This window comes from Bradyrhizobium sp. (assembly GCF_030697065.1).
Taxonomy (GTDB): Bacteria; Pseudomonadota; Alphaproteobacteria; order Rhizobiales; family Xanthobacteraceae; genus Bradyrhizobium.
The window spans coordinates 1-12,514 of record NZ_JAUYQU010000146.1 but is presented as its reverse complement, the minus strand read 5'-3'; the positions used below and the strand labels follow the sequence as shown (position 1 = coordinate 12,514).

The window sequence follows — 12,514 nt, the reverse complement described above, 5'->3', positions numbered from 1 at the left end:
GTCGCTGCAGCATCCCCGCATTCTGGACAATGCCTGAGGCTGTCCGTCATTCCGGGATGGTGCGCCAGCACCAGACCCGGGATCTCGAGATTCCAGGTTCGATGCGGAGTTTATCATCGGGCCGGCCGAAGGCCGGACCCGATGGCATCGCCCCGGAATGACGGCATGAAGTCTCGCGGCGCGCGCAACGAGGCTCTATTTGGCTCGCCAGTATCACGGCTATCCGGCCAAATCCAATGATGCCTGAGGTAATGGATTTCGCTCGCCGTAATCAGCCGGCTCCGCGCTGCGCGCCCGGCTCCTGCAAAGCCGGATGCGGCGCCGGCCGCACCGGCACGTCCCAGATCTCCCCGGCATATTCCCGGATGGTGCGGTCGGAGGAGAACCACGCCATTCGCGCCACGTTGAGGATCGAGGCCCTGGTCCAGGCCGGCACCACCTGCCAGCGCGCGTCGATGCCGCGCTGGGCCTCGTAATAGGAATCGAAATCGGCGCTGACCATGTAGTGGTCGAGATGGCGCAGCGCGTGGGCGATCGATTCGAACCGGTCGGGATCTCCCGGGGAAAATTCGCCGCACCCGATCGCGCTGATGGCGCGCGAAAGCTGCGGCGAACGCCGGATCACGTCGGTCGCATCCAGCCCCTGCTTGCGCCGCACCACCACATCCATCGCCTCCATGCCGAAGATCGCGATGTTTTCCGCGCCGACGTGATCGCGGATTTCGATATTGGCGCCATCAAGCGTGCCGATGGTCAGCGCGCCGTTCAGCGCCAGTTTCATGTTGCCGGTGCCTGAGGCTTCCATGCCCGCGGTCGAAATCTGTTCGGACAGGTCGGCGGCGGGAATGATGATCTCGGCGAGGCTGACATTGTAATCGGCCAGGAACACGATCTTCAGCCGCCCGCCGATCGCGGGGTCGTTGTTGACGACGTCGGCCACGTCGTTGATCAGCTTGATGATCAGCTTGGCGTAGCGATAGCTCGCCGCGGCCTTGCCGGCGAAGATTTTCACCCGCGGCACCCAGTCGCGCTGCGGGTCATCCTTGATGGCGTGATATAGTGCCACCGCCTCCACGATGTTGAGCAGCTGCCGCTTGTATTCGTGCATGCGCTTGATCTGGACGTCGAACAGCGCGTGGGGGTCGACCTTGACATTGAGGCGCTCGCCGATCAGCCGTGCCAGCGCAGCCTTGTTGTGCAGCTTGACGTCGCGGAATTTCTGCTGGAACGCGGCGTCGCTGGCGCGGCCTTCGAGCAGCGTCAGCTGGGTAGGGTCGTCGAGCAGGGCGTCGCCGCAGGCCTCGCGCAACAGTCTGGTCAGCCTCGGGTTGGCCAGCATCAGCCAGCGGCGGAAGGTGATGCCGTTGGTCTTGTTGGTGATGCGCGCCGGATAGAGGTGGTTGAGGTCGTGGAACACGGTCTCCTTCATCAGGTCCGAATGCATCGCGGAGACGCCGTTGATGCGGTGCGATCCGACGAAAGCCAGCTGACCCATCCGCACCTTGCGGCCGGACCGCTCGTCGATCAGCGAGACCGAGGCCTTGAAATCGTCGTCGCCGGGACAGCGCGCTTCCGCCAGCGCCAGATGGCTGACATTGATGCGGTAAATGATTTCGAGATGCCGCGGCAGCAGCCGCTCGAACAGTTCGACCGGCCAAGTCTCCAGCGCCTCCGGCAGCAGGGTGTGGTTGGTGTAGGACAGCGTCGCCACCGTGATCTTCCACGCCTCGTCCCAGCGGAAATTATGCAGGTCGACCAGAATCCGCATCAGTTCGGCGACGGCGAGGCTTGGATGGGTGTCGTTGAGCTGCACCGCAGCCTTCGAGGACAGCCCGCGCAGCTGCCCGTCGGAGGCGAGGTGGCGCTTGACCAGATCCTGCAGCGAGGCCGAGACGAAGAAATATTCCTGGCGCAGCCGCAGTTCGCGGCCTGCCGGGCTCTCGTCGTTCGGATAGAGGAACTTGCAGATCGATTCGGCGCGCGCCTCCTCGGCGCTGGCGCCGAGATAGTCGCCGGTGTTGAAGACATTGAGATTGAGCGGATCGGCCGAACGCGCCGACCACAGCCGCAGCGCGTTGACGTGCTGGCCGCGCCAGCCCACGATCGGGGTGTCGTAGGCGACAGCCTTCACGGTTTCCGCGGGATGCCAGACCGCGCGGTCGCGCCCCTTGACCTCGACATGCTCGACGCCGCCGCCGAAGTGCACATGATAGACCACTTCCGGACGCTGAAATTCCCAGGGGTTGCCGAAGCCCAGCCATTCGTCCGGATATTCCTGCTGCCAGCCGTCGGCAATGATCTGGCGGAACAGGCCGAAATCGTAGCGGATGCCGTAGCCGATGGCGGGGATCGCCAGCGTCGCCATGCTCTCCATGAAACACGCCGCCAGCCGCCCGAGGCCGCCATTGCCGAGCGCCGCATCCGGCTCGCATTTGCGCAGATCCGACAGGCCGACGCCGAGGTCGTTGAGTGCGGTCTCGAATACCGGCAGCAGCCCCATATTGTTCAGGGCGTCGGTGAACAGCCGGCCGATCAGGAATTCCAGGCTGAGGTAGTAGACCCGCTTGCGCCCCTCGTCGTAGCTCTGCTTTTCCGTGATCAGCCAGCGGTGCACGATGCGGTCGCGCAGTGCCAGCGCCGCCGCCTTGTACCAGTCGCGCTGGGTCGCCATCCCGGCATCCTTGCCGACCGCCAGCCGGAGCTTGACGAGGATCGCGCTCTTGATGTCGGCCAGCGCCAGTTCGTCGATGGGCTGGCCCGGCGCCGGAAAATTCCCTGGGAATGTCTGATGTGGCAAATCGCAGATCCCTGAAGTTTGGAGCCCTCGTCGAATCATACGCGCCTTGCCGTGGGATCGAAACCACCGGGGGCCTTGTTGTGCACTGCGCTGGCATCATTTTATGCAAGGACCGGGCCGAATTGCGACCGCCGCGTCGGCCTGTTTCGGTGTTATCATCGGGTTCGAGAGAGCAGAAGCGCGATAGCCAGGGGAGAACCGCGCCATGAAACTGATGATCGAAATCGCCGCCGCGGCGCTTTTGGTGGTCTGCATCAGCGCCACCAGCGCGGCCTTCGCCGCCGGCAAGCTCGGCAAGAGCGCCGACGGCCTCGGCTGCTCCTTCAGTGTCGCGAAAAATGCCTCGCCCGCGGCACGCTGCGCCGCTATCCGCAAGCAGTGCGGCGGAAAATTCTACGCCAATTATTGCGGCGACAAACTCCTGTCGGCGATGTGAGCTGAATAAAGCCGTTTCCGGACCCGCCATGGGGACGCGTCGGCGGACGTCTGCAATTCGGCGATCAAAGGGGTCTCAAGCCGATCAGGCGGGGCGATGACCGTCACGAGCGCTCAGCGGCGCCCCATCTGGGTCGAGATCGACGCCAGGCCGGTGATCGCATCCTGCGTATCCCTGAGATATTTGCCTTTGAAGAAGGCCGCATCGATCACCGCCAGAATGGCCGTCATGATCGCAAAAGCCACGATGCCCCGCATGCCGCTTACCTGGTTCAGTTAAGACCCGTCTCCCGTCGGACGCATTCCGAGTATCCCCGGCATTTGTAAATTGTTTATCGGCCCTGCGATGTCTTGAAGGTTACCAGTCCGGAACAAATTAAGAACACTTTAGCAAGTCTTTGATATATCATGGTGATTCGGAGCACTGTCGATACAATATCTAGGGTCTATCCAGAATTTCGAGGACTACATGTCCACCATCGCCTTCGATCAATTCGCGCTCACCCGCATCGCCGACTTCGCCCGATCGCTGTCGCGGCTGCACCAGGCCTCGCGCCGCAGGATCGTCGATGACGACCAGATCGACCGCGAATTCAACGCGGTCTGCATGTCGGTGTGGGGCTACACCACGGACGATTTCAGCGATGAGCTGTTTTCCGGCGAGGACCACGCCTTTCTCGACCGGCTCGACGAGGCGCATGCGCGTATCTTCGCCGCCGAGCAGGGTTACGACCTCGTCGACGACCACGGCATGCTGACGGACTGGTGGGGTTATTGCTGGATGATCCTGGCCGAAAAACGCGGTCTGCTGACGCCGGAAAACCGCGCCGCCGCGCGCGCCGACATCGAAGAGAAATATCTGTCGGCGCCGAACGTGATCGGCGTCATCGTCGGTCGGTGATGCGCGTCCAGACCTCCTCCTGAGCAACATCGCAGAGCGATGCGTCTCGAAGGATGGCGTCGGGCGTAGTGCCAGATGGTTCGGGACGCGCGCGAAGGCGCGCTCCTCGGCATGAGGGATTTGTCAGTCGCCTAATTCACTTCGGCGCGTTTGTCTCTGGCCGAGGCAGCTTTCGGCACCGACGTCGCGGGCAGCACGATGTCGCGGGCGGCTTCCGGCGCCGGCGCGTCGGTGGCGACCATTTCGGCGCTGACAGGCGCCACCTTCATCTCACCGAGCCGGGCGCGGACCTCGGCGGTGAGGCCCGGATAGGAAGCGACCGGAGTGAATTCGGCGGTCTGGCTGGCGCCGAGCTTGACGCCGGTATAGGCCACCAGCCCGGAAGTGGTGGCGATCACATCGCCCGAGCGCAGCGAAGTATCGAGCGTCAGGTCGACCGGGGCCAGACCCGCGGGATCGCGGCCGTTGCAGGTGCAATCGGCGCGCAGCGCCTTGCGATAAGCGAAGGCGTTCTCGCTGTCGGCATAACGCTCGCCAGTGGACGAGGATGCGCTCTCGATTGAACTGCCGAAGAAAACCTTGGTCACGCTGGCCGGACAGAACGCCTGGCACATCTGCACCGGGGAAGAATGGCTGCGCATCAGCCGAAAGTACTTGCCATCGCAGCTGCGCACGCAAAATGCCGGTCCGAAGCCCGATGCCATCTGGCGCGGCGCCGGCGCGGGCTGCGGGTTGAGGCCGAACGGATCGGCAAAGAAATTCGCCTGCGCCGGGGCCTGACGTTGCTGCTGCTTAGGCGCGCCGCCGAACAGGAAATCGAACAGGCCTTCGGCGGACGCCGCGCGCGGCGTCACGGCAACCGCGCCGGCAAGCGCTGCGGCAACAACCATCATGCGGCGCCGCATGCGCTGATCAGTCAACTCGTTACGCAACGCACACTCCACCCAACGCCATGGACCGGCCGCGGCGATCGGCGGCCCGGCACGGATTCACATTAGGGCGGAGATGGTAAACGAGCGGTAACCCGGGAACTGATCGCGGAAAAGAAAGTACGCTGCGCTGCTCCCTCTCCCGCTTGCCGGCAGGGCCGGGTGGGGGTGTTGCCGCAAGCCGTCAGAGTGCTGGGAGAGAATTTCCCCCACCCGCAAGCGGGAGCGGTAAGAAAAAACTCAGCCCTTCAGAAATTCGCCCGCCTTGTACAGCGAGCGAAACGTGAGGCCGGCCTGCGCGAAGGTTTCGGCGGCGCCTTCCTCGCGGTCGACCATGGTGAAGACCAGCGCGATCTCGGCGCCGGCATCGCGCACCGCTTCGACCGCCTTCAGCGCCGAGCCGCCGGTCGTGGTGACGTCCTCGACGATCACCACGCGCTTGCCTTGCAGGCTCTCGCCCTTGGCCAGGCCTTCGACCGCCAGCCGGGCGCCGTGTTCCTTCGGCCTTTTTCGCACGAAGAACGCCGCGATCGGGTGGCCCTTGATCCAGGACAGTTGCGCGATGGCGCCTGCCAGCGGCACCGCGCCCATTTCAAGCCCGCCGACATAATCGAGCTGATCGTCCTTCAGGGCCTCGAAGGTCAGTTCCGCCAGCAGCGTGGCGCCCTCGGGATCCAGCATGGTCGGCTTGAGGTTGAAGTAGAAATCGCTCTTGCGGCCCGAGGCCAGCGTGATTTCACCGCGCCCGAACGAGCGTCTGCGGATGATCTCGGCGAGGCGGGCACGGGAAGCTGATTTGGACAAAGCGTTGTTCTCGAAAGGGCTGCAGCCGGCGCAATCTATCGGCGGACGCGGTCACATTCCAGAGCCGGGGCTGCCCCGTCAACAGCGCATAGTGTCACCATCGGGGGCGGTGGCGGCGGTTGTACCATCGGCGGGTTCCGGGGTAGTGGATACCGCGCTTAGCGGGGAAACAAAGATGACGATCGAACTGCACACATGGAACACGCCGAACGGCCGCAAGATCTCGGTCGCGCTGGAAGAGATGGGGCTGCCCTACAAGGTTTTTCCCATCAACATCAGCAAGGGGGAGCAGATGGCGCCGGATTTCATCGCCATCAGCCCGAACAACAAGATTCCGGCGATCGTCGATCCCGACGGCCCGGGCGGAAAGCGCGTCAGCGTATTCGAATCCGGCGCCATCCTGCTCTATCTCGGCGAAAAGACCGGCAAATTCCTGCCCATGCCCCTGATCGAGCGTATCCCGGTCTATGAATGGCTGATGTGGCAGATGGGCGGTTTCGGCCCGATGCCGGGCCAGGTGCATCACTTCATCGCGCTGGAGAACGAGGCGGACCGGGCCTATGGCCTGAAGCGCTACATGGCGGAAACGGTGAGGCTCTATGGCGTGCTGGATCGCCGCCTCGCGGGCAACGAGTTCGTTGCAGGTCCGCTGTCGGTCGCCGATTTCGCCATTCTCGGTTGGGCATGGCGGCACCCGCGCCACAAGGTTGAGCTGAAGGATTTTCCCCATGTCGAACGCTGGTACAACACGCTGATGGCGCGGCCGGCGACCAAGCGCGGCATGGAAGCAAAGCTGGATTGATTTGCCGGCCGGGGTGGGCTTTGCCTCACGCGCGACGGTCATCGCCCGGTCGAAGTACTGGACGATGACAGCGGTGTTTGTGGGGATGGCGTGTCGAAGCAAGCAGGGGCATCGCGCCTCAATGCTTCGTCACCACGCTCCACTTCGTGACCACGGCTTCGCTCATCTGCCCCGCGTCCTGCGCGCAGGCGACCTCGTCGACCTTGATCGAGATTTCCTTGCCAATGAATCCCTTGAGCTGTGCGGCCTGAGCATCGCTCGAGGTGATGAGCTGGAAGGTCTCCGGTCCGGTCTCCAGGTCGCACAGCCCGTTCGGCGGCGGCAGCCGGCGCGGTTCGCTGGTGACCAGATAGGTCGCGACCCGCTTGCCTTTTTTGCCGCCGCGCACCTTCATGGCATTGAGTTCGCCCGACAGCACGTCGCCGGCATTGATCAGTTTGCCCGGCTTGGCCGCGGGCGGTTCGGCCTGCTGCGCCGAAGCGGCAGGCGCGGCGCAGGTCACCGCCATAACTGTCACCAAGGCAAGGCGTTTTCCGAATCGTCGCATCATCATCTGGGTCATTTCCATTGGCAATGTGTCAGAACAGAGTCCGCTGCCGCATCGCGGCGGTCAGCGTGCCTTCGTCGAGATAATCGAGTTCGCCGCCCACCGGCACGCCGTGGGCCAGCCGCGTCACCTTGACGCCGGCCTCCTGCAGGAGGTCGGTGATGTAATGCGCGGTGGTTTGGCCATCCACCGTCGCATTCAGCGCGAGGATGATTTCGGTCACCCGCGGGTCGTGCGCGCGGGCCACCAGCGCGTCGATGGTGAGGTCCTGCGGGCCGACGCCGTCGAGCGGCGACAGCGTCGCGCCGAGCACGTGATAGAGGCCGTTGGTGGCGTGCGCGCGTTCCAGCGCCCAGAGATCGGCGACGTCGGCAACCACGACGATGATCGCGGGGTCCCGCCGCGGGTCGGTGCACACCGTGCAGGGATTCTGCGTGTCGATGTTGCCGCAGGTCCGGCAGACCTGGATCTTGTCGATCGCTACCTGCAGCGCGCCGGCCAGCGGCGTCATCAGCGCCTCGCGTTTCTTGATCAGATGCAGCGCCGCGCGCCGTGCCGAGCGCGGGCCAAGCCCGGGCAGCCGCGCCAGCAGCTGGATCAAGCGTTCGATTTCGGGACCGGCAACCGCAGCAGCCATCTGGGCTAGCCGAGCCCCAGTCCGGGCGGCAGGCCGAGCCCGCCGGTGAGCGCCTGCATCTTCTCCTGCATCGCGGCTTCCGCCTTGCGCTGCGCGTCGTTGAGCGCGGTCACCAGCAGGTCCTCGAGGATTTCGCGTTCGTCCGCCTTCATCAGCGAGGGGTCGATCCTGACGGCCTTGACCTGCATTTTCGCGGTCATGCGGACGCTGACCAGGCCGCCGCCGGAGGTGCCCTCGACCTCGACATTGCCGAGTTCTTCCTGCATCGCCTGCATCTTGGATTGCAGCTGGGCTGCCTGCTTCATCATGCCGAGGAAATCAGCCATGAACGCTTCCTTCAAAATCTAGAGATCGTCGCTGTCGGGAGTCTCGGCGGGGTCTTCACCGCTAACATCTGATTCCGGCGTCTCGGGGGCAAGCTTGCGCACCTCGACCACCTTGGTGCCGGGAAACCGCGCCAGCACCTCCTGTACCCGCGGATCGGCTTCGGCGGCGCGCTCGCGCTGGTTCTTCTGGACTTCGTTCTGCGAACGCAACGTCGCCTGCCCAGGCTCGTTGGACACGATCACGGTCCAGCGCCGCCCGGTCCATTGTTCCAGCTTGCGCGAGAGATCGTTGACCAGGGTCCGCGGCGCGGTTGGCTCCAGCGCCAGTTCGAGCCGCCCGTCCTCGATGCGGACCAGCCGGACATGGGCTTCCAGCGCGCCCTTGATCATGAGATCGCGCTTCTCGCCGGCCAAAGCCACCAGTTCGGGGAAGCTTGCGATCCGAAGCGCCGTGGCGGCTGCCTGCGCTTCCGCCATCGGCGCCGTCGCCTGCGGACGGACCGAGGCCTCGGCACTGGCGCGCGGCGCGGATGCACTGCGTGATGCCGAATGCTGCACCGGGGATACCGTCGATGCGGAGATGGACCGCGCCGACGCGGAACTCGATGCGGCCGCCGGCGCCGCGCCGCCGTTCTGTTCCAGCATCCGGATCGCCTCGTCCGGCGTCGGCAAGTCTGAGACATAGGCGATGCGCACCAGCACCATTTCGGCCGCGGCCGCCGGCCGGGTCGCGGCCTGCACCTCGGTGATGCCCTTGAGCAGCATCTGCCACATGCGCGACAGCACGCGCATCGAGAGCTTTGAGGCGAAGTCGCGGGCGCGCACGCGCTCGGTTTCGCCGAACGCGACGTTGTCCGCCGTGGCCGGCACGATCTTGACCCGGGTAACGAAATTGACGAACTCGGCGAGGTCGGAGAGCACCACGATCGGGTCGGCGCCGGTGTCGTATTGTTCGCGGAATTCCCTGAAGGCGCTGGCGATATCGCCGCGCGCCAGCGATTCGAACAGATCGATCACCCTCGTGCGGTCGGCGAGGCCCAGCATCTGCCGCACCGCATCGGCGCGCACCGGGCCTGCCGCATGCGCGATCGCCTGGTCGAACAGCGACAGCGAATCACGTACCGAGCCCTCTGCCGCGCGGGCGATGATGCCGAGCGCCTCCGGCTCGACTTCGACGTTTTCCTTGCCCGCAATGTTGGCCAGATGGCCCATCAGCACGTCGGCTTCGACCCGGCGCAGGTCGAAGCGCTGGCAGCGCGACAGCACGGTGACCGGCACTTTGCGGATTTCGGTGGTGGCGAACACGAATTTGGCGTGCTCCGGCGGCTCTTCCTGCGTCTTCAGGAAGGCATTGAAGGCCGCGGTCGAGAGCATGTGGACTTCGTCGATGATGTAGACCTTGTAGCGCGCGCTGGCCGGCGCATAGCGCACGCTGTCGTTGATCTGACGCACGTCGTCGACGCCGGTATGGGAAGCGGCGTCCATTTCCAGCACATCCATGTGCCGGCTTTCCATGATGGCCCGGCAATGCACGCCGGGCACCGGCATGTGGATGGTCGGCCCCTTCGCCGATCCGTCAGGCAGTTCGTAATTCAGCGCGCGGGCGAGGATCCGCGCCGTGGTGGTCTTGCCGACGCCGCGCACCCCGGTCAGGATCCAGGCCTGCGGAATTCGCCCGGTCTCGAACGCGTTCGAGACCGTCCGGACCACGGCGTCCTGGCCGATCAGGTCGTCGAAACTGGAGGGACGGTATTTGCGCGCCAGCACCCGGTAGTGCTTGCCGGCCTGCGGCGGTCCGCCAAGGTCGAAGCCGCCCTGATGGACGCTTTCGGTATCCCCGGGGGGCGTTACAGGACTGCCAGCGTCGGTCATCGATCGGTCCGCAATGTTTGTCTCTCGAAGCCGGCTTGCGGAACGGGAAGGGAATCGAGCCCAGGACGGGGTGGCCCATCTTGTGCGATTCGCCCGAAAAAACAGGTAGGAGACTGACGAGCGACCCGATCCGGACCTCGTTAGGGCTGCTTCCTTCCGGACCTGACCCGGTTGGCGAGTGGCTCGTCCACCGCCAATCTCCCGGTCCTTATTTGGGGCCAAAAGCCCCGGAAAGCAAGCGGGGGGGGGGGGAGGTCGTCATACCCCGCGAATGAGGGATATCCAGTACTCCGAGACCTCGCGGGCCCACCGAGGTGTCGCCGGGTACTGGATCATCCGCTTTCGCGGATGATGACGCCTTGATATGACGTTGCCAGCGGTGTCCATTTCAGGCCAGTTCAGACTGAATGCCATCGAGAAAACGATGGATGCCCCTGGAACCCACATGCCTTCTGACGCTGCCGACTGGTCGCTGCATTCCCAGCTCAAAAAGGACACCATCGACATCGGCGACCTGCCGCTGTGCAAGGTGCTCGTGATCAAGGATGCGCATTACCCCTGGCTGCTGCTGGTGCCGCGCCGGGCCGACGCCGTCGAGATCATCGACCTCGACGAGGTCGAACAGGCGCAGTTGATGACGGAAACTTCCCGCGTCGCCCGTGCCCTGAAAGAGATCACGAAATGCGACAAGCTCAACATCGCGGCGCTGGGCAATCTGGTGCCGCAGCTGCACGTCCATGTCATCGCGCGCCGCTCCAGCGACGCCGCCTGGCCTCGTCCGGTCTGGGGGGTGATGCCGCCGCTCGCGCATGATGCGGAAGAAGTCCAGAATTTCATCAGCGCGCTCCGTCGCAAGATTTGGCTTGGTTGAACTCATGACTGAATTCGATTCCTTTCCGCTCGGCCGTCCCGCCTTCGTCAGCAACATTCTCGATCGCGCCGCGCATCTGCGCCGCAGTGACGAGAAACTGCTCGCGCTGGAAAGCCATCGCGACGCCCGCGCCTATGTGGTGTATCGCGACTCGCTGGTGGTGAAGCAGGACGCCGGCGGTCCCCGCCTGCTGCTCACCATCGACGAGGCGCTGAAATTCGGCGCCAATCCGGGTACGGTCTTTCTCGGCCTGCGCGAAGGCGCGGCGGTGTTCGGCATGGGGATTTCGGCCGCGTCCGTCGAAAAACTGCTGACCCGCGACGACGTCGCCGTCACCGAACTGCGCGGCATGGCGATGCAGGGCGCGGCGCCGCCGGAGCAACTCTCGGCGATCGCGATGGCGAAATCGATGGTGAGCTGGCATCAGCGTCACGGCTTCTGCGCCAATTGCGGCACCCGTACCGCGATGAAGGAAGGCGGCTGGAAGCGCGACTGCCAGAACTGCAAGGCCGAGCATTTTCCGCGCACCGACCCTGTCGTGATCATGCTGGTGACGTCAGGCGACAAGGTCCTGCTCGGGCGTCAGAAGCAGTTCCTGCCCGGAATGTATTCCTGTCTGGCCGGGTTCGTCGAAGCGGCCGAAACCATCGAGGACGCGGTCCGCCGCGAGATCTTCGAGGAATCCGGGATTTTCTGCGCTGAGGTGAACTACTACATGACGCAGCCCTGGCCCTATCCGTCGTCCCTAATGATAGGCTGCACCGCGCGCGCCACCACCGAAGAGATCACCGTAGACCATATGGAACTGGAGGATGCACGCTGGTTCGACCGCGCCGAGGCGACCCTGATGATCAAGCGGCAGCATCCCGATGGGCTTGCCGGCCCGCATCCGTTTGCGATCGCCCATCATCTGCTCGGGCGCTGGCTGCATGAGGCTCCGAATGCGGGCGCATAGCCGGGAACGTCCGATGGTTCCATCGATTAACCCGGGACCCAGGTTCCGGAACAATGCGGAGCCGCTATGACTGATTCCCGGATGAACTTTCAGGCTGCCGCGCCCAAAATTCCGCCGCGCATCCTTTGTATCGGCATGCCGGTGCGCGACCTGACGTTCCGGGTCGGCGGCATTCCGGCACGCGGTTCCAAGGAGAACGCCACCCATTTCGACGAGATTTGCGGCGGCAACGCGCTGAACGCCGCGATCGGCATCGTTCGCCTCGGCGGACGCGCCTCGATCTGCGGCCCGATGGGCGATGCCCGCGAGGTATCCAGCCGGTTCATCTTCGAAAAGCTCGCGCATGAGGGCATCGAGACAAAACACATCATTCACATGCCGGGCCTGGTGACGCCGATCTCGACGGTCATGGTCGACCCCAGCGGCGAGCGCACCATCGTGACCTTCCGCGATCCGGAACTGTGGAAAGTGCGACTGCCCAGTTCCGACACGCTGCTGGAGGATTGCGCTGCCATTCTCACCGAGAGCCGTGCCGCGGAGTTCTGCACCGATTTGTGCGTCGAGGCGCGCCGCCGCGGCATCCCCGTGGTCGTGGACGTCGACCGCGCGATGTCGCTGCGGGAGGGGTTGCTCAACGC

At 64.5% G+C, this 12,514-nt stretch carries 14 protein-coding genes and 1 other RNA gene; 6 read left to right on the top strand and 9 right to left on the bottom strand.

Translation table 11 applies throughout. The features are described 5' to 3' along the window. Positions 1-271: 271 nt before the first annotated feature. Positions 272-2,797, bottom strand: a complete 2,526-nt coding sequence (locus tag Q8R73_RS11865; protein WP_305719734.1) for a glycogen/starch/alpha-glucan phosphorylase — start codon at positions 2,795-2,797, stop codon at positions 272-274. Positions 2,798-3,002: 205 nt separating this feature from the next. On the opposite strand from Q8R73_RS11865, the gene Q8R73_RS11860 reads away from it, so the two are divergent. Beyond that, positions 3,003-3,233: a hypothetical protein gene (locus tag Q8R73_RS11860; RefSeq protein ID WP_305719733.1), complete on the top strand. Its 231-nt coding sequence runs from the start codon at positions 3,003-3,005 to the stop codon at positions 3,231-3,233. Positions 3,234-3,346: 113 nt separating this feature from the next. Here Q8R73_RS11860 and Q8R73_RS11855 read toward each other — a convergent pair whose 3' ends face one another. Beyond that, positions 3,347-3,490, bottom strand: coding sequence for a hypothetical protein (locus Q8R73_RS11855; RefSeq protein WP_305719732.1), 144 nt, complete (start codon positions 3,488-3,490; stop codon positions 3,347-3,349). A gap of 211 nt (positions 3,491-3,701) precedes the next feature. On the opposite strand from Q8R73_RS11855, the gene Q8R73_RS11850 reads away from it, so the two are divergent. Then, positions 3,702-4,133 carry a hypothetical protein gene (locus Q8R73_RS11850; RefSeq protein ID WP_305719731.1) on the top strand — a complete coding sequence of 144 codons (432 nt, stop codon included), beginning with the start codon at positions 3,702-3,704 and terminating at the stop codon, positions 4,131-4,133. Positions 4,134-4,264: 131 nt separating this feature from the next. Here the strand turns inward: Q8R73_RS11850 and Q8R73_RS11845 are convergent, their stop codons facing one another. Together Q8R73_RS11845 and pyrE are read right to left on the bottom strand one after the other, a co-directional pair. After that, positions 4,265-5,023 carry a DUF2865 domain-containing protein gene (locus Q8R73_RS11845; protein ID WP_305719737.1) on the bottom strand — a complete coding sequence of 253 codons (759 nt, stop codon included), beginning with the start codon at positions 5,021-5,023 and terminating at the stop codon, positions 4,265-4,267. Between the two features lie 279 nt (positions 5,024-5,302). After that, positions 5,303-5,866 (bottom strand): orotate phosphoribosyltransferase, encoded by a 564-nt coding sequence (gene pyrE, locus Q8R73_RS11840; protein ID WP_305719730.1) that lies wholly within the window; start codon positions 5,864-5,866, stop codon positions 5,303-5,305. Between the two features lie 175 nt (positions 5,867-6,041). Here pyrE and Q8R73_RS11835 point away from each other — a divergent pair, with 175 nt between their 5' ends. Next, complete coding sequence (locus Q8R73_RS11835; RefSeq protein WP_305719729.1) at positions 6,042-6,668, top strand: glutathione S-transferase family protein; 627 nt, start codon at positions 6,042-6,044, stop codon at positions 6,666-6,668. Between the two features lie 118 nt (positions 6,669-6,786). On the opposite strand, the gene Q8R73_RS11830 is transcribed toward Q8R73_RS11835, so the two are convergent. The 5 genes from Q8R73_RS11830 to ffs all read right to left on the bottom strand — a co-directional run bounded on the left by Q8R73_RS11830 (position 6,787) and on the right by ffs (position 10,252). Continuing rightward, the gene (locus Q8R73_RS11830; protein WP_305719736.1) at positions 6,787-7,218 is read right to left on the bottom strand and encodes a hypothetical protein; all 432 of its coding nucleotides are present in this window, start codon (positions 7,216-7,218) and stop codon (positions 6,787-6,789) included. A gap of 28 nt (positions 7,219-7,246) precedes the next feature. Further along, positions 7,247-7,852 (bottom strand): recombination mediator RecR, encoded by a 606-nt coding sequence (gene recR / locus Q8R73_RS11825; RefSeq protein WP_305719728.1) that lies wholly within the window; start codon positions 7,850-7,852, stop codon positions 7,247-7,249. 5 nt (positions 7,853-7,857) lie between these two features. Then, positions 7,858-8,178: a YbaB/EbfC family nucleoid-associated protein gene (locus tag Q8R73_RS11820; RefSeq protein WP_305719727.1), complete on the bottom strand. Its 321-nt coding sequence runs from the start codon at positions 8,176-8,178 to the stop codon at positions 7,858-7,860. Between the two features lie 18 nt (positions 8,179-8,196). Further along, entirely contained in the window at positions 8,197-10,050 is a 1,854-nt protein-coding gene (locus Q8R73_RS11815) for a DNA polymerase III subunit gamma/tau (protein ID WP_305719726.1), read from the bottom strand. 105 nt (positions 10,051-10,155) lie between these two features. Continuing rightward, positions 10,156-10,252, bottom strand: an RNA gene (gene ffs / locus Q8R73_RS11810) — signal recognition particle sRNA small type. Between the two features lie 243 nt (positions 10,253-10,495). Here ffs and Q8R73_RS11805 point away from each other — a divergent pair. The 3 genes from Q8R73_RS11805 to Q8R73_RS11795 form a co-directional block, all read left to right on the top strand. Next, positions 10,496-10,921, top strand: a complete 426-nt coding sequence (locus Q8R73_RS11805; RefSeq protein ID WP_305719725.1) for an HIT domain-containing protein — start codon at positions 10,496-10,498, stop codon at positions 10,919-10,921. Between the two features lie 4 nt (positions 10,922-10,925). Further along, positions 10,926-11,876 carry an NAD(+) diphosphatase gene (nudC, locus tag Q8R73_RS11800; protein WP_305719724.1) on the top strand — a complete coding sequence of 317 codons (951 nt, stop codon included), beginning with the start codon at positions 10,926-10,928 and terminating at the stop codon, positions 11,874-11,876. A gap of 81 nt (positions 11,877-11,957) precedes the next feature. Further along, on the top strand, positions 11,958-12,514 hold a 557-nt coding region (locus tag Q8R73_RS11795), incomplete at its 3' end, for a PfkB family carbohydrate kinase (RefSeq protein WP_305719735.1).

Coding starts and splice junctions, on each gene's coding strand:
- Q8R73_RS11860 (WP_305719733.1), top strand. CDS start 3,003: ATGAAACTGATGATCGAAATCGCCGCCGCGGCGCTTTTGGTGGTCTGC.
- Q8R73_RS11855 (WP_305719732.1), bottom strand. CDS start 3,490: ATGCGGGGCATCGTGGCTTTTGCGATCATGACGGCCATTCTGGCGGTG.
- Q8R73_RS11850 (WP_305719731.1), top strand. CDS start 3,702: ATGTCCACCATCGCCTTCGATCAATTCGCGCTCACCCGCATCGCCGAC.
- Q8R73_RS11845 (WP_305719737.1), bottom strand. CDS start 5,023: ATGGTTGTTGCCGCAGCGCTTGCCGGCGCGGTTGCCGTGACGCCGCGC.
- Q8R73_RS11835 (WP_305719729.1), top strand. CDS start 6,042: ATGACGATCGAACTGCACACATGGAACACGCCGAACGGCCGCAAGATC.
- Q8R73_RS11830 (WP_305719736.1), bottom strand. CDS start 7,218: ATGATGCGACGATTCGGAAAACGCCTTGCCTTGGTGACAGTTATGGCG.
- recR (WP_305719728.1), bottom strand. CDS start 7,852: ATGGCTGCTGCGGTTGCCGGTCCCGAAATCGAACGCTTGATCCAGCTG.
- Q8R73_RS11820 (WP_305719727.1), bottom strand. CDS start 8,178: ATGGCTGATTTCCTCGGCATGATGAAGCAGGCAGCCCAGCTGCAATCC.
- Q8R73_RS11815 (WP_305719726.1), bottom strand. CDS start 10,050: ATGACCGACGCTGGCAGTCCTGTAACGCCCCCCGGGGATACCGAAAGC.
- Q8R73_RS11805 (WP_305719725.1), top strand. CDS start 10,496: ATGCCTTCTGACGCTGCCGACTGGTCGCTGCATTCCCAGCTCAAAAAG.
- nudC (WP_305719724.1), top strand. CDS start 10,926: ATGACTGAATTCGATTCCTTTCCGCTCGGCCGTCCCGCCTTCGTCAGC.